We start from the raw sequence: 15,511 nt of genomic DNA on the forward strand, positions 1-15,511 counted from the left end.
AATCCTTCAAGCGTAGCGAGCATGCAAGGGTTCGCACACCGGCCGTTGGTCAGGGGTGTCGTCGCACGCTGTTACGATGCGGCCCCACGCCACCACGGAAGTCCCCCATGAGCCTGCTGCCCTGCGTCGAACGCGAGACCGGCGCGAACCCGAGCCACAGCGTGATCTGGCTGCACGGGCTGGGTGCGGACGGCAACGATTTCGCCCCGATCGTGCCCGAGCTGGTGGCGCGCGACTGGCCGCCGCTGCGCTTCGTGTTTCCGCATGCGCCGGTGCAGCCGGTGACGGTGAACGGCGGCATGCCGATGCGCGCCTGGTACGACATCGTCGGCTTCGACCTGATGAGCCGGCAGGACGAGGCCGGCATGCGCGCGTCGATCGCTGCGGTGGAAGCGCTGATCGCGCGCGAGCACGAGCGCGGCGTGCCCAGCGAGCGCATCGTGCTGGCCGGCTTTTCCCAGGGCGGCGCGATCGCGCTGGCCGCCGGCCTGCGCCACGCGCAGCCACTGGCCGGCATCGTGGCGCTGTCCACCTACCTGCCGCTGGGCGCTGCGCTCGCCGCCGAACGCAGCGCGGCGAATGCGGGCGTGCCGATCTTCTGGGGTCACGGCACGATGGATCCGGTGGTGATCCTGCAGCGCGGGCTGGACTCGCGCGCGGCACTCGAAGCGCTCGGCTACGCGATCGACTGGCACACCTATCCGATGCCGCACTCGGTCTGCGCCGAGGAAATCGCCGACCTGCGCGACTGGTTCGGCGCCCGCCTGCGCGGCTGACCGGAAACCGCCGGCGCTGCATACTGCGCCGATGCGACCCGCCCCGCGTCCACCTCGCGAGCACATGCCCCTGCCGGACTTCTGCCGGCTGCCGGCGCTGTTCGCCCTGCTGGTGGTGGGCGCGCTCACCGTCACCGTGATGTGGCTGGCGCCGGATACCCGCTTTGGCTGGCGCGGCTACAGCGTGGGCATGACCTTCGTGGCATGGCTGGCGGTGCTGGTGACGCTCACGTTGTGCAAGGCGCGGCCGTGGCTGCAGCACCTGTCCGGCTGGATGCCGTATGCCGGCGTGTGGCTGCTGATCGTGGTGATCGTGATCGTCGCCAGCGCGGTGGCCCGCTGGATGGACGCCACGCTGCACATGGCGCTGATCCACGGCGGCTACGGCCAGTTCGTGCGCGACAACGCGCTGATCGCCGCCCTGCTCGGCGCGGCGCTGCTGCGCTACTTCTACGTGCTGGCGCAATGGCAGCTGCGCCTGGCCGCCGCCGCGCGGGCGCAGGTGGCCGCGTTGCAGGCGCGCATCCGTCCGCACTTCCTGTTCAACAGCATGAACACCGTGGCGGCGCTGGTGCGGGTGGATCCGGACGCCGCCGAGCGCACGGTGGAGGATCTCTCCGAACTCTTCCGCGCCGCGCTCGGCGAGCATCGCAGTGGCGACGGCACGCTCGCCGAGGAGCTCAACCTGGTCGAGCGCTACCTGGCGATCGAGCAGCTGCGCCTCGGCGACCGGCTGCGCGTGCGACGCGAACTGCACGATCTGCCGCCGGACTTTCCGCTGCCGCGCCTGCTGCTGCAGCCGCTGGTGGAGAACGCGGTGCGACATGGCATCCAGCCGCGGCGCGAGGGCGGCGAGATCCTGCTGGCCGGCGGGCGCGAGCAGGGCATGCTGTGGATCGAGATCGCCAATCCGCTGCCGGATGAGCCGGCGCCCGGCGGTCACGGGCTGGGCCTGGACAACGTGCGTCAGCGCGTGGCGTATCGCTATGGCAGCCGCTCGCGGGTGGATGCTGGGCCGCAGGGCGAGCGCTTCGTGGTTCGACTGCGCCTGCCGCTGGAGACCGCGCGCCATGGCTGAGCGCGCCTGCATACCCTTCGGAGCGATGCCATGCGCGTGCTGATCGCGGACGACGAACCGCTGGCGCGGATGCGCCTGGCCGCCCTGCTGGGCGAGTGCGAGGGCGCGCAGGTAGTCGGCAGCGTGGCCGACGGCGAGGCGGCGCTCGCGGCGGTCGCGGAGCTGGCGCCGGACGTGCTGCTGCTGGACATCAACATGCCCGGCCTGGACGGCACCGCGTTGGCGCGCCGGCTCGGCGCGCGCGCGCGGCCGCAGGTGGTGTTCTGCACCGCCTACGAGAACCACGCGATCGAGGCGTTCGAGCTGGGCGCGGTGGATTACCTGCTCAAGCCGGTGCGCCTGGAGCGGCTGCGCGAGGCACTGCAAAGGGCGGCGCGGCGGCTGGAGGCGACGCCGCGCGAACCGTCCGGCTACCTGCACGGGCGGCTGCGCGGTGAGCAGGTGCGCATCGCGCTGGACGAGGTGATCTCGCTGCAGGCCGACGAGAAATACGTGACCGTGCAGCACACCGGCGGCGAGCTGCTGATCGAGGAATCGCTGCGCCAACTGGAGGACACCTACCCGCAGCAGCTGGTGCGATTGCACCGCAACTGCCTGGTGCCTCACGCGCGGCTGGTGGGCCTCAAGACACTGGCCGATGGCCGCACGCTGGCGCGCCTGGCCGGCACCGAGCTGCAGCCCGAAGTGAGCCGCCGCAACCTGCCCGCGCTGCGCAAGCTGCTGCGCATGGGCTGACGCGGCAACGTCGCAGGGTCGAGCGCATCGATCGATCTGCGCGACAATGCGCCGTTGTCCCCTGTCCGCGGAGCGAAGCATGACCCCGACCACCCTGCGTATCGCCACCCGCAAGAGCGCGCTCGCGCTGTGGCAGGCCGAGCACGTGGCTGCGTTGCTGCGCGCGGCGCATCCCGGCCTGGTGGTGGAGCTGGTGCCGATGAGCACGCGCGGTGACGAGATCCTCGATCGCCCGCTGGCGACGATCGGTGGCAAGGGGCTGTTCCTCAAGGAGCTGGAAGTGGCGATGCTCGAAGGGCGCGCCGAGCTCGCCGTGCATTCGCTCAAGGACGTGCCGGCGGAACTGGAGCCGGGCTTCGTGCTGCCGGCGATCCTGCCGCGCGCCGACGCCGCCGATGCCTTCGTGAGCAATCACTACGCCGATCTCGCCGCGCTGCCGCTAGGCGCGCGCGTAGGCACCTCCTCGCTGCGGCGTCAGGCCCAGCTGCGCGCCACGCGTCCGGACCTCGACCTGCTCGACCTGCGCGGCAATGTCGGCACGCGTCTGGCCAAGCTCGACGCCGGCGATTACGACGCGATTCTGCTGGCCTGCGCCGGGCTGGAACGGCTGGGCCTGGGCGGACGCATCCGCAGCCTGCTGGTGGCGCCGGACTGGCTGCCCGCGCCGGGGCAGGCGGCGATCGCGATCGAGGCGCGCGAGGATCAGCCGGCGGTGCTCGAGTTGCTGCGCGCGCTCGATGATGCCGACACCCGCGTCACCGTCACCGCCGAGCGCGCGATGAACCACGCGCTCGGCGGCAGCTGCACGGTGCCGGTGGGCGCATGGTGCGTGCGCACCGAGCACGGACTGGACCTGCGTGGGCTGGTTGGGGATGCGGTGGGCGGCCAGTTGATCGTGGCGGCCGCGCAAGGCCCGGCGCACGCGCCGGAAGCGCTGGGGCGCGAGGTGGCCGAAGCGCTGCTGGCGCAGGGCGCGCGCAGCCTGCTCGATCGCGGCCACTGAGCGTCGCCATCCGCGCATGAAAAAGGCCGGCTGCGCGAGCAGCCGGCCTTTCACTTCTTTAGCCCACGGTGGAACGACGGCTCAGAAGTTGTAGACCAGGTTGGTCGTGGTGAGCGTGTCGGTGCTCTTCGTGCCGGGCTGGGTGTCGCTGTTGTAGCGCACCTGGAAGCCGAGCTTGAGCGCCATCTTCTTGGTCATGCTGACCGACAGGCCGGCGTCGTTCTGGTAGTACTTGTTCTTCGAGCCCGCTTCGAGCAGCAGCGTGTCCTCGAAGGCGGTGTTGTCGGTGAGGCGGTACTTGTAGTTCACCAGGCCACGCGCCACACCCTCGCCGACCGTGTCCTGGCGCACCGGCACGGTGACGCCGCCCACGTCCTGCAGCTCGTTGGCCGGGCGGTAACGCTTGTAACCGGGACCGATTTCGAACGACAGCTCGGTGCGCTGGTTCTTCAGCGCGATGTAGCCGTAGCCGAGCGACACCGTGCCCTGCCACAGGTTGGAGCCAAAGTCGTCATGCTCGTAGCGCACGGCGCTGACGATGTAGCTGCGCGGGTCGAGCTTGTAGCCCACCGAGGCGCCGCCGTCGTAGCGGTTGGCGGTGGTGCTGAAACGGTTGATGGTGTTGCCGTCGGCGTCCTGCACGGTCACCTCGCCCTTGGAGCGCAGGCCGTTGAGGAAGAAGTTGTTCTTCCACAGCTCGTTTTCCTGGCTCAGGCCGAGCTTGGCGTTGAGGTTTTCCGAGCGCGAGTTGCCGCGTGCGGAGGCGAAGCCGAATTCACCCGAACCGCTCCAACCGCCGTTGCTGGCGGCACCGGAGTCGTCGCTGGGGGTGCTCTGCGCCTGCACGCCGGACGCGGCGAGCAGGGCAAAAACGAGAAGGGCGAGTGGAGCTTTCTTCATGGGGAGCGGGGTCCAGTCGTTAAACAAACGTAATCGCTTACCTTAGCGGCTCGCATTGAATGCGTTGTGAATCGCGCCGCAGCTCAGGCGAAGGCGGACCCGCCGACCCGGTTCGCGCGGGCGTAGAGCTGCTGCTCCAGGGCGCGGCCGATCAGGGCGCTGAGCGCCGCCAGCAGCGCCAGCGCTCCACTGGCCTGCCAGCGATCGGCCAGCAGCAGGGCGATGCAGGGAATGGCATAACCGAGCAGCGCCGCGGCGAAGCGTGCGGGCAGCACGCGGCCACCTTGCGGGGCAGACTCCGACTCGCTCTGGCGCAGGGCATGCCAGCGCATACCCTCGATCAGGCCCAGCAGCAGCGCCATCACCAGCAGCACCAGCAGCCACGGCTGATGCTGCGGCTGGGCCGGACCGACCGCGATGCTGCCGTCGGCCGCCACGAACAGCCACAGCCACAACCCGCCGCCATACAAGGCCGCCATCACGCGTCCCACCGGCAACACGGCGGAACTGGCCAGGCGCGCCGGCGCGCCCCAGCGCAGCATGCCGTGGATCAGGCTGCCGAGGCTGCACAGCATCAACGTGGCGCCGGCCAGCCGGGTGGCCCAGAAGTCGTTGTCGCCGCGCGTCAGCCCGGCCACCGCCAGCATCGGCAGAAAACTGGCCAGGGCGATCAGCGCCGAACGGGGCGGCCAGGCGTGATGGCCGGGGCGCCAGCCATGCCAGGCCGGCCCGCTGGAACCACGCACGCTGGCCACGACCAGACCGGCGATCACGAACAGCGTGCCGACCGCGAGCGGCACCAGCGATTCGCCCCGACCTTCGCGAAAGATGCCGAACGCCAGCGCCATCCCCTGCAGCGCCCAGATGCCGTAGCCGGTGTCGGCCAGCACCTGCAGGACGATGGCAACGGGGCCCGCGGCGTGATCGCGCGGGCGAGCGGCGGATTCGGCTCCGGCCTCAGGCACGGAGGGAGGGGCTTGCATCGGGGTTGTCATGGAGTTGAGCCACGGGCAACGCAGGGAAGGTGACGACGACAGATCGCTCTTGCGGCCGTCCGGGGGCATGCCCATGCTACACAACGACTTTCCTCGACGATATGCCATGGACCGTTACGAGCGCATCCTCACCCTGCATCGCCTGCTGAAGTCGGCGCACTATCCGGTGCCGCTGCCGCGCCTGATGGACGAGCTGGAATGCTCGCGCGCCACGCTGTATCGCGACGTGGCTTTTCTGCGCGACGCGCTGGGCGCACCGATCGAGAGCGGCGGCGGCGAGCAGGCGGCGTTCCGCTACGAGCTGGGCGAGGGTGAGCGCTTCGAACTGCCCGGGCTATGGCTCACCTCCGACGAACTGGCCGCGCTGCTGGCGCTCAACGAACTGATCGGGCGCAGCGGGCCGGGCGTACTGGCCGGTGCGCTGGCCCCGTTCAAGGCGCGCATCGAGGGTCTGTTGTCCGACCAGGGCAGCGGCAAGGCGTTGCCGATCGAGCGCATCCGGGTGATTCCCTGGGGCGAACGCAAGCTCGACCAGCAGGTGTTCCGCATCACCGCCGGCGCCGTGCTCGAGCGTAAGCAGCTGCGCTTCCGCTACCGCGCGCGCACCACCAATTCGGACAGCCGCCGCACCGTCTCGCCGCAGCGCCTCACGCATTACCGCGACAACTGGTATCTGGACGGCTGGGATCACGACCGCGAGGCACTGCGCAGCTTCGCGGTGGATCGCATCCTGGAGCCGCACGCGCTCGATACGGCCGCCACCGACGTGGGCGAGGCCGACCTCAATGAGCTGCTCTCCTCCAGCTACGGCATCTTCGCCGGCACGCCGAAGGCGTGGGCGACGATCCGTTTCTCCGCGCACGCCGCGCGCTGGGTGGCCGACGAGCACTGGCACTCGCAGCAGAAGGGCGAGTGGCTGCCCGACGGCCGCTACGAGCTGCAGGTGCCCTACTCCAACTCGCGCGAGCTGCTGATGGACGTGCTCAAGTACGGCCCGGATGCGGAGATCGTGGCGCCCCTGCCGCTGCGCGAGGAAATGAAGATCCTGCTGCAGCTCGCGCTCACCGGCTACGGCCGGTAAGCACCGCCGTCCGGACCTCGCGCACCTTCGCCTGCTTGGCAGGCGCTCCGAGGGAGCGAAACCGCGCGGCGCGTTCGCCGCCTCTCCCTCTCGGGGAGAGAGCTTGGCCTTGGTCTGATCGAGGATTGGGTGAGCTTGCGCCAGCACCATCGAAGCGCCTTCCCGGTCTCGCCCACGGCCAGCCACTCACCGCTAACGCTCTCTCCGTCACGGACGGGCGCAGCCGCGTCAGTGCGCCACCGCCTGGAACGGCCAGAAGTGCGGGATCAGCCACATCGACAGTGCGCAGAACAGCAGGATGAGCGGGATGCCGACCTTCATGAAGTCGGTGAAGCGATAGCCGCCGGCGTAATACACCATGGTGTTGGTGGGGTAGCCCACCGGCGTGGCGAACGAGGTGGCCGCCGCGAACGCCACCGCCACCACGAACGGGCGCGGATCCACGTGCATGGCCTGCGCCACCGAGGCGGCAATGCCGACCATCAGCACCACCGAGGGGTTGTGCCCCATCAGTTCGGTGAGCAGCGCGGTCAGCAGGTAGATCATCAGCAGCGCGGCCAGCGGACCATGGCTGCCGACCACCGCCATGCCCATGTGCACCACCGCAGTGGACAGGCCGCTCTTCTCGATCGCCACGCCCAACGGCAGGATCGCCCCGAGCAGGATGATGATCTTCCAGTCCATGCCCTCATAGACGTCTTTACGGCCAAAGCAGCCGGCCAGCGCCATGGCGGTGGCGCCGCAGATAGCGGCGATCGGAATCGGCAGCCAGCGCAGGCCGGACGCCACGATCACCGCCGCCATGATCGCCACCGCATAGAGCGCCTTACGCGGCGTGCGCGGCGCGTTCTCGCGCTCGCTGAGCACGATGAACGACTCGTCGTTGCGCACGTTGGTCATGGCCTCCTCGGCCACCAGCACCAGCAGCACGTCGCCCACCGCCAGGGACACGTCGCTGAGCTTTTCGCGCAGCACCTGGCCGCGCCGGTGGATCGCCAGCGCCACCGCGTCGTAGCGCCAGCCGATGCCGGTTTCACCAAAGCGGCGACCTTCCAGCGGGCTGGCCGGCGCGACCATGATCTCGGCGAGCACGCGCGGGCGGTCGTCGGCGTGCGCGTAGTGGCTTTCCGGCGCGTTGCGCAGGCCGGCCTGGCGACGGAACTCCTCGATCTTCTCCCAGTCGCCGCGCACCAGCAGCACGTCGCCGCGGGCGATCTGCTGCGAGCGCGGCGACCACATGCGCCGCTCGCCGCGCAGCAGCTCCAGCGGGTACACGCCGTAGCGCTCGCCCAGGCTGGCATCAGCGATGCTCTTGCCCAGCAGCGAGGACTGCTCGGTGACCTCCAGCTCGGTGACGTACTTCCCGATTTCCGCCTCCACCGGCATGTCGGTGTCGATGTGCCGCGGCAGCAGCCAGCGGCCGATCAGCATCAGGTAGGCCATGCCCACCACCGCCAGCACGGCGCCCAGCGAAGTGAACTCGAACACGCCGAACGGCTGCAGCCCGTGCTTCTGCGCCAGCGTGTCGGCCAGCAGGTTGGAGGAGGTGCCGATGAGCGTGCACACGCCGCCCATTTGCGCGGCGAAGGCCATTGGCATCAGCACCCGGCCGGGCGCGGTGCCGGTGCGCTGGCACACCTTGAGCGCCAGCGGCAGGAAGGTGGCGACCAGCGCGATGTTCTTGATGAACGCGCCCAACGGCGCGATCGCCAGCATCATCGCCAGCGTGAGCAGCCAGGGGCGCCGGATCTTCACCAGCAACCGACTCAGCGGCTCCAGCGCGCCGGAGCGTTCGATGCCCATGCTCAGCGCGAACATGGCGGCCACCGTGACCGTCGCCTCATTGCTGAAGCCGCTCAGGGCCTCGGCCGGGCTCACGATGCCCAGGATCACCAACGCCGCCAGCGCCATCAGCGCCACCAGGTCGATGCGCAACTTTTCACTGGCGAACAACGCCATCGCCGCGACGATCACCGCCACGGTGGCCCAGGCCTGCCAAGTCATGCGGCGGCCTCGGGGACAGGGGAGCCGGTGGCAGCCGCGGGTAGCGGTCGTCGCAAGGTAAGGCGCATCAATAATTCCCGGAAAGAGGCCGCCGCCTGGCGTCTGCTGCGCCGCCGCAGTCCAGGGCGTGGATGCGTCGCGGTCGCTGCTGCGGGGCCTTTCTGGCATCGTACGGAATCCGGGTGTTTGTACAACGTTATGACCCGTCACCGCCTGCGCGAGCCCATGGCCCACCTCGATACCCCGTCCGACGGGCACGACATCCAGACCACCCCCGAGCGCCCCGCCCATGGCAGCCGACCGACCGTGGCGCTGGCGCTCGGCGCCGGCGGCGCCAAGGGCCTGGCACACATCGGCGTGATTGAGGAGATCGAGGCCGCCGGCTTCGACGTGGTGGCGATCGCCGGCACCTCGATGGGCGCGCTGATCGGCGGCATCTATGCGATGGGCAAGCTCGACGTGTACCGCGACTGGGTCACCGCGCTGGCCAAGATCGACGTGCTGCGCCTGCTCGACTGGACCTTCTCCGGCGGCGGCTTCATCAAGGGCGAAAAGCTGATTGGCACGCTGCGCGAGCTGATCGGCGACGTGCACATCGAGGAGCTGCCACTGGCCTACACCGCCGTGGCCACCGACCTGGAGCGCGAACGCGAGGTGTGGCTCACCCGCGGATCGCTGTTCGACGCCATCCGTGCCTCCATCGCGATTCCCACCGTGTTCCGGCCCCACCGCATCGACGGTCGACTGCTGCTGGACGGCGCCCTGCTCAATCCGGTGCCGGTGACCCCGCTGATGCGCGAGCGCGCCGACTACCTGATCGCCGTGAGCGTGGACGGGCCGGCCGAGCTGCCGGCCACCGCCGTGGTGGAGGCGGACGACGCCAGCCACCGCGGCCGGATCGCCGAGTGGCTCGGCCGGATGCTGCCCGGCAGCAGCAGCGTCGCGGACAGCCCGGCCATGCCTGGGGCGCTCGATTTGCTCAACCAGTCGATGGACCTGATGCAGTCGAATCTCGCGCGGCTGCGCCTGGCCGCCTACGCACCGGATCTGCTGATCCAGATGCCGCGCAACGTTTCCACCGCCTACGAGTTCTACCGGGCGCGCGAGTTGATCGAGCTGGGCCACGAACGCGCCCGCGCCGCCCTGCAGGACTGGAGCCGCCAGGGCGTGATGCGCCAGCGCCAGCCCGAGGAGTGAGCGCGCCTCAGCGCGGCCCGTGCGCGCGCAGCCAGGTGTCGAGGTAATTCTTCAGCGCCAGCGCGTGGTTGTGCTCCTCGTCGCGCGCCGCGTAGAGCAGGGTGACCCGGTGATGGGCCGCGCGATCGGCCAGCGGACGCCAGTGGTCGGCCAGGGTGTCCAGTTCGGCCGCGTATCGGTGCCGAAAGCCCTCCCAGCGCGACGGCTGGTGGCCGAACCAGCGGCGCAGGGCGGGCGAAGGAGCAACCTCGCGCAACCAGCCGTCCAGCGCGGCGTCTTCCTTGCGCACGCCGCGTGGCCACAGGCGATCGACCAGCACTCGATAGCCGTCGCCCGCGCCCGCGGGTGCGTAGATCCGCTTGATGGCAATGCCCATGCGCCGCTCCGCGCCCGGGAAAGTTCTTGAGCTTACGCCGCTGCCGCGGCGGGCGCCGCAAAGCCGGCGTGAAGAGTTACAGCTCTTCCACCGCCGTGACCTTGCCCCGGCGCATCAGCCACGCCACGCCGCGCAGGTCGGCCAGACCCACCCACAGCCGATCGAGCATGCCGTACTTGGAGGTGCCGGCCGTGCGCGGGCGATGGCCTACTGGCACGCTCTGGCTCTGGAAGCCGGCGCGCTTGACCAGCGCGGGCAGGTAGCGGTGCATGTGGTCGAAGTAGGGCAGGCGCAGGAACACCTCGCGCTCAAACAGCTTCAGTCCGCAGCCGGTGTCCGGCGTGGCGTCCTTGAGCATGCGCGAGCGCACCGCGTTGGCGATCTTCGAGGAGATGCGCTTGTTGAAGCTGTCGCGCCGCGTGGTGCGCCAACCGGCCAGCAGACGCACGTTGCCGGCAGCGGCATCGCGCGCGGCCAGCAGCTTGGGGATGTCGGCCGGATCGTTCTGGCCGTCGCCGTCCAGCGTGGCGATCCAGGGCGACTGCGCCGCGCGCACGCCGTTCCACACCGCGGTGCTCTGGCCGCTGCGGTTGACGTGATGGATCACCCGCAGCTCCGGATGGCTGGCCTTCTGCGCCTTGAGCACGTCGCGGCTGTCGTCGGTGGAATCGTCGTCGACGTAGATCACCTCGTAGTCGACCTTGCCGCGCAGCGCGGCGGCGATCTCGGCGAGCAGCGGCGGGATGTTGTCGCGCTCGTTGAAGACGGGGACGACGACGGAGAGCTGGGGCATGGGGGCCAGTCCGGAAATGCGTAAGTTCGTGATTATCGCCGATGCCGCAGCCCTGTAGGAGCGCACCCTGTGCGCGCCTACAGGAAGCCTCAGCGGATCTTGCCGAGGATGCCGTCCAGCTCGTCGTTGCTGTGGTAGTGGATCACCAGCTTGCCCTTGCCGCCGCGCCCCTGGGACAGCAGCTCCACGCGGGTGGCGAAGCGCTCGGCCAGTTCGCGCTCGAGGTCGGCGACGTTCGGGTCGCGCGCCGGGGCGCGCTTGGCCTTGCCCTTGGGCGCGGCCTGCGCCTTGCGCGCGGCCTCTTCCAGCTCACGCACGCTCCAGCCGTTGCGCGCGGCCTCCAGCGCCAGCGATTCGGCCTCGCGTTCGGGCAGGGTGATCAGGCAGCGGGCGTGGCCCATCTCCAGCTTGCCTTCGTCGAGCAGCTTCTTGATCGAAGCGGGCAGCTCGGTGAGGCGCAGCAGGTTGGACACCGAGGCGCGCGAGCGGCCCACCGCGTCGGCGGCCTGCTGGTGGGTGAGGTCGAAATCGTCGATCAGGCGCTTGAGCGCGTCGGCCTCTTCCAGCGGGGTGAGGTCCTGGCGCTGGATGTTCTCGATCAGCGCCATCGCCGGCACGGCCACTTCGGGCACGTCCTTCACCAGCGCCGGGATCTCGCTCATCTGCGCGCGCTGCGCGGCGCGCCAGCGACGCTCGCCGGCGATCAGCTCGTAGCTGTGCTTGCCCAGCGCGCGCACCACCACCGGCTGGATGAGGCCCTGCGCCTTGATCGAGGCGGCCAGCTCGTCCAGCGCCTCGTCGTTCCAGTGGCGCCGCGGCTGGTACTTGCCGGGCTGGATCTGCTGGATCGGCAGCGTGCGCAGCTCGCCCTCCTGCTCGATCACCGATGGCGTACCGGCGCCATCGCCACCGAGCAGGGCGTCGAGCCCGCGTCCGAGTCCACGCTTCTTCGCGGCCATGCTTACTCCTGATGAAGGTCGATCGTCGCGTCGCGCGCGCCGTCGTGGTCGTCGTGCATTTCGCTCAGCGCGGCCAACGCCGCCTGAGCACCGCGCTCGCGGCGGATGATCTCGCCGGCCAGGCCGATGTAGGCGATCGCGCCGCGCGAGCTGCGGTCGTACAGATGAATCGGCTGGCCGTGGCTGGGCGCCTCGGCCAGACGCACGTTGCGCGGGATGATCGAGCGCAGCACCTTGTCGCCGAAGTGCTGGGTGAGCTGCGCCGAGACCTCATTGCCGAGGTTGTTGCGCACGTCGTACATCGTGCGCAGCAGGCCTTCGATCTCCAGCTGCGGATTGAGCCGCTGACGCACTGCCTTGACCGTGTCGAGCAGGCTCGACAAACCCTCCAGCGCGAAGTACTCGCACTGCACCGGAATCAGCAGGCCGTCGGCGGCGGTCAGCGCGTTGAGAGTGAGCAGATGCAGCGAGGGCGGGCAGTCGATGAGGATGGTGTCGTACTTGTCCGCCACCTTGGCCAGCTGTTCCTTGAGTCGGCTCTCGCGCGCCAGCGCGTCCATCAGCTTGAGCTCGGCGGCGGTGAGGTCGCCGTTGCCGGGCAGCAGGTCGTAGTGCGCTTCAGTGGGGACGATGGCCCGCTCGATCGGCACTTCTTCCAGCAGCACTTCGCAGCCGTTCGGCTTGGTGTGGTTCTTGTCCACGCCCGAGGCCATGGTGGCGTTGCCCTGCGGATCGAGATCGACCAGCAGCACCTTGCGCTTGGCGGCAGCCAGCGACGCGGCGAGATTGACGGCGGTGGTGGTCTTGCCGACACCGCCCTTCTGGTTGGCGACAGCGATGATGCGGGCCATGTGTCGTCGATACCGTGCGCTGGCGAAAAGGAGAGCTAGATTAACAGGCTGCCGCGTGCGGGGCGGGCGCCGGGGCGTGCTCGATCACCGCCAGGTGACGCTCGCCCTCCAGCCCCGGCACCGCGAGCGCGTGCAGTGCGGTCAGGGCGAACCCGGGCGGCAGCCCGGCCAGTTCTTCGTCGGGACGGCGGCCCTTCATCGCCAGCCAGCGCCCGCCCGGGGCGAGCAGGTGGCCACCCCAGCCGAGCATGTCGGCGAAGCTGGCGAAGGCGCGTGCGGTGATGCAGTCGAACGATCCCTGCACGTCCTCCACCCGCGACTGCACCGCCTGCATGCCCTCGAGCTTGAGCGCGCGGATCGCCTCGCGCAGGAAGCGCACCTTCTTGCCGTTGGAATCGACCAGGGTGATCGCGCGCCCCGGCGCGGCGATCGCCAGCACGATGCCTGGCAGGCCGGGGCCGGTGCCCAGATCGGCCAGGGTCGCGCCGGTGACGTAGGGCAGGATCGCCAGCGAATCGAGCAGGTGACGAGTGACCATCTCGGCCGGGTCGCGCACCGCGGTGAGGTTGTAGGTGGCGTTCCAGCGCGCCAGCAGGGCCTGGTAGTCGAGCAGGCGCGACACGGCATCGGCCGGCAGCGTGAGCCCGAGCGCGGCGATGCCTTCCTCGAGGCGGCGTTGCAGGGCGGAGCGCTCGGTCATGTCGGTTCCGGGTGGGCGAGGGCCGGTGAGTATCCGGCCGGTCGCGGACAAAAGAAAACCCGCCGAAGCGGGCAAGCGATGCTCAACTCCCCTGGGCGCGGCCGCTCTCGGGCGGCGCTGCGCGAATCGATGCTCAGGCGATTTCCAGCTCCACGCGGGTGACCATCACCCCGCGCTCGCGCAGTACGCCGTTGATCGCCTGCTTCATGCGCGTGCCCAGGTCGCGCCGGTCGGCGCTGCTCGGCATCGGCTCGACGCTGAGCGCGTCCAGCGCGCTGCGGCGGATCAGCTGGGCGGCCTCGTCGATCACCGCGTCGGCACGCTCGGGCTCGAGCACCTGCCAGTACACGGTGCCGCGCAGCTCGTGGCTGTCGGTCTGCGGCTGCTCGAAGCGCAGCACCTGGCCGGCGAGATCAATACGGTGACCGATCCGGTCCAGCCCCGGCAGCACCCAGTGCGTGCCTGGCTGCAGCAGACGCAGCGGCTTGCCGCGGCGATACAGGCTATGCACCTGACCGATCGGCACGTGGCGCACAGCGCTGGCGGCAAAGCCGGCGAGGGCGACAACGAGGATGGCGGTCAGGGTAAGCATAATCAGGGGCTTGGAATCGATTTGTGCTGTGAAACCGAGATTAAGGGTACAGGGAACTGTACCGGCTTGGATTAATTTAAATTTAACGACGCGTTCCGTCCAGTCCTCCAGGCGTGATGCACGCCACAGCCCGGCAGCGGGTGCGGCCGCGCGGCGGACCGTTGCCTGGCATATCGGCCGCGGAAGGCGGCGCTTGAACCGTGCCGGCCGATGAGTGGCGACCGGGCTTATTGCGCTGCACGAATGGCGTCGGCCGCGGCGCATACCGGCGCAAGCCATGGTGCTGGCTGAGGCTTGAGGTTCGCATGGCGAAACCCCGGGCAAACCCTTGCGCAGCGCAGCAAATCACTGTTTTGCAAAAGCTTTACAAGTCGCGATGAAAACGTTTACGTTCCGCCTCAGCGCCCGGGCCCGGGCGCGCAAAAGGGCGCAACCGTGACGACAGTGACCATCAAAGACGTGGCGCGGGAGGCCGGCGTGTCGGTGGCTTCCGTGTCGCGCGCGTTGAATGGCAACGGCGGCGTGACGGCCGAGACGGAGCAGCGTATCCGCGCCGTCGCCGCCCGCCTGCGCTACGTCCCCCACAGCGCCGCGCGCAGCCTGATCACCCGCCGCACGCACACCATCGGCGCCCTGCTGCCGGATCTGCATGGCGAGTTCTTCTCCGAGCTAATCCGCGGCATCGACCTGGCGGCGCGCGCCCGTGGGCTGCATCTGCTGGTGTCCAGCGCGCATGACGGGGCCGACGACGCAGCCGCCGCGCTGCGCGCCATGCGCGGCCGGGTCGACGGCATGCTGATCCTGTCTTCGCGCGCCGACCTGAAATTCCTGCACGCCAACCTGCCCGAAGCGCTCCCCACCGTGCTGCTCAACAGCGCGGTGCGCAGCGAGCACTACAGCGTGCTCAACATCGACAACGAAGGCGGCGCACGCGCGATGGTGCGCCACCTCGTGGATGCCGGGCACCGGCAGATCGCCTTCATTACCGGCCCCGACGGCAACTTCGACGCCGCGCAGCGCGAGCACGGTTATCGCACCGCCATGGCCGAATTTGCCCCCGGCGCGCCGGTACGCGTGATCGCCGGTGAATTCACCGAGGAATCGGGCTACCGCGCGGGTCGCGAGCTGCTGGCCACCGGCGCGCGCCCGCAGGCGGTGTTCGCCGGCAACGACATGATGGCGATTGGCTGCCTCTACGCCTTTCAGGAAGCCGGCCTTGAGGTCCCGCGCGACATCGCGCTGGCCGGCTTCGACGACATTCCGATCGCGCGCTACGTCACCCCATCACTGACCACGGTGCGCGTACGCATCGTGGATCTGGGGCGAAGTGCGCTCGAGCGACTGGCCGCGCTGCTGGATGCATCCGGCCAGACCACACCGACCGCCGACACGCTCGGCTGCGAGGTGGTGGTGCGTGACAGCTGCGGCGCACGTCCGCACGACAGCAAATCAACCAAGAAAGCCCGTTGAG

16 protein-coding genes are annotated in these 15,511 nt (G+C 69.6%); 7 read left to right on the forward strand and 9 right to left on the reverse strand.

The window, feature by feature from the left end:
• The first annotated feature begins 107 nt into the window (after positions 1-107).
• The 4 genes from ACQVBX_RS14595 to hemC all read left to right on the forward strand — a co-directional run bounded on the left by ACQVBX_RS14595 (position 108) and on the right by hemC (position 3,592).
• A complete protein-coding gene (locus tag ACQVBX_RS14595; RefSeq protein ID WP_431634996.1) occupies positions 108-776 on the forward strand; it encodes an alpha/beta hydrolase in 669 nt (222 codons plus the stop codon).
• Positions 777-840: 64 nt separating this feature from the next.
• Positions 841-1,854 carry a sensor histidine kinase gene (locus tag ACQVBX_RS14600; protein WP_431634998.1) on the forward strand — a complete coding sequence of 338 codons (1,014 nt, stop codon included), beginning with the start codon at positions 841-843 and terminating at the stop codon, positions 1,852-1,854.
• 30 nt (positions 1,855-1,884) lie between these two features.
• Positions 1,885-2,589, forward strand: coding sequence for a LytR/AlgR family response regulator transcription factor (locus ACQVBX_RS14605; RefSeq protein WP_431635000.1), 705 nt, complete (start codon positions 1,885-1,887; stop codon positions 2,587-2,589).
• A gap of 79 nt (positions 2,590-2,668) precedes the next feature.
• Complete coding sequence (hemC, locus tag ACQVBX_RS14610; RefSeq protein ID WP_431635001.1) at positions 2,669-3,592, forward strand: hydroxymethylbilane synthase; 924 nt, start codon at positions 2,669-2,671, stop codon at positions 3,590-3,592.
• A gap of 81 nt (positions 3,593-3,673) precedes the next feature.
• On the opposite strand, the gene ACQVBX_RS14615 is transcribed toward hemC, so the two are convergent.
• Both ACQVBX_RS14615 and ACQVBX_RS14620 read right to left on the reverse strand, forming a co-directional pair.
• Complete coding sequence (locus ACQVBX_RS14615; RefSeq protein ID WP_431635002.1) at positions 3,674-4,492, reverse strand: DUF481 domain-containing protein; 819 nt, start codon at positions 4,490-4,492, stop codon at positions 3,674-3,676.
• A gap of 83 nt (positions 4,493-4,575) precedes the next feature.
• Positions 4,576-5,475 (reverse strand): hypothetical protein, encoded by a 900-nt coding sequence (locus ACQVBX_RS14620; protein ID WP_431635003.1) that lies wholly within the window; start codon positions 5,473-5,475, stop codon positions 4,576-4,578.
• Positions 5,476-5,593: 118 nt separating this feature from the next.
• On the opposite strand from ACQVBX_RS14620, the gene ACQVBX_RS14625 reads away from it, so the two are divergent.
• Positions 5,594-6,568, forward strand: a complete 975-nt coding sequence (locus ACQVBX_RS14625; RefSeq protein WP_431635004.1) for a helix-turn-helix transcriptional regulator — start codon at positions 5,594-5,596, stop codon at positions 6,566-6,568.
• Positions 6,569-6,796: 228 nt separating this feature from the next.
• Here ACQVBX_RS14625 and ACQVBX_RS14630 read toward each other — a convergent pair whose 3' ends face one another.
• Complete coding sequence (locus tag ACQVBX_RS14630) at positions 6,797-8,863, reverse strand: SLC13 family permease (RefSeq protein ID WP_431635005.1); 2,067 nt, start codon at positions 8,861-8,863, stop codon at positions 6,797-6,799.
• On the opposite strand from ACQVBX_RS14630, the gene ACQVBX_RS14635 reads away from it, so the two are divergent.
• Positions 8,798-9,769 carry a patatin-like phospholipase family protein gene (locus tag ACQVBX_RS14635; protein ID WP_431635006.1) on the forward strand — a complete coding sequence of 324 codons (972 nt, stop codon included), beginning with the start codon at positions 8,798-8,800 and terminating at the stop codon, positions 9,767-9,769. The genes ACQVBX_RS14630 and ACQVBX_RS14635 overlap by 66 nt on opposite strands.
• 7 nt (positions 9,770-9,776) lie before the next feature.
• On the opposite strand, the gene ACQVBX_RS14640 is transcribed toward ACQVBX_RS14635, so the two are convergent.
• The 6 genes from ACQVBX_RS14640 to ACQVBX_RS14665 all read right to left on the reverse strand — a co-directional run bounded on the left by ACQVBX_RS14640 (position 9,777) and on the right by ACQVBX_RS14665 (position 14,040).
• On the reverse strand, positions 9,777-10,145 hold the full coding sequence (locus ACQVBX_RS14640) for a DUF488 domain-containing protein (RefSeq protein WP_431635007.1): 369 nt from the start codon (positions 10,143-10,145) through the stop codon (positions 9,777-9,779).
• Positions 10,146-10,221: 76 nt separating this feature from the next.
• Positions 10,222-10,938: a glycosyltransferase gene (locus tag ACQVBX_RS14645; protein WP_431635008.1), complete on the reverse strand. Its 717-nt coding sequence runs from the start codon at positions 10,936-10,938 to the stop codon at positions 10,222-10,224.
• 89 nt (positions 10,939-11,027) lie between these two features.
• Positions 11,028-11,897 (reverse strand): ParB/RepB/Spo0J family partition protein, encoded by an 870-nt coding sequence (locus ACQVBX_RS14650; protein WP_431635009.1) that lies wholly within the window; start codon positions 11,895-11,897, stop codon positions 11,028-11,030.
• A 2-nt stretch (positions 11,898-11,899) separates the two neighbouring features.
• Positions 11,900-12,748, reverse strand: coding sequence for a ParA family protein (locus ACQVBX_RS14655; protein WP_431635010.1), 849 nt, complete (start codon positions 12,746-12,748; stop codon positions 11,900-11,902).
• 40 nt (positions 12,749-12,788) lie between these two features.
• On the reverse strand, positions 12,789-13,448 hold the full coding sequence (rsmG, locus tag ACQVBX_RS14660; RefSeq protein ID WP_431635011.1) for a 16S rRNA (guanine(527)-N(7))-methyltransferase RsmG: 660 nt from the start codon (positions 13,446-13,448) through the stop codon (positions 12,789-12,791).
• A gap of 133 nt (positions 13,449-13,581) precedes the next feature.
• Entirely contained in the window at positions 13,582-14,040 is a 459-nt protein-coding gene (locus tag ACQVBX_RS14665; RefSeq protein WP_431635012.1) for an SPFH domain-containing protein, read from the reverse strand.
• 435 nt (positions 14,041-14,475) lie between these two features.
• Here ACQVBX_RS14665 and ACQVBX_RS14670 point away from each other — a divergent pair, with 435 nt between their 5' ends.
• A complete protein-coding gene (locus ACQVBX_RS14670) occupies positions 14,476-15,510 on the forward strand; it encodes a LacI family DNA-binding transcriptional regulator (protein WP_431638200.1) in 1,035 nt (344 codons plus the stop codon).
• The last annotated feature ends 1 nt before the right edge of the window (position 15,511 follow it).

Origin of the sequence: Dyella thailandensis (genome assembly GCF_050749815.1) — a bacterium.
Classification (GTDB): domain Bacteria; phylum Pseudomonadota; class Gammaproteobacteria; order Xanthomonadales; family Rhodanobacteraceae; genus Dyella_A.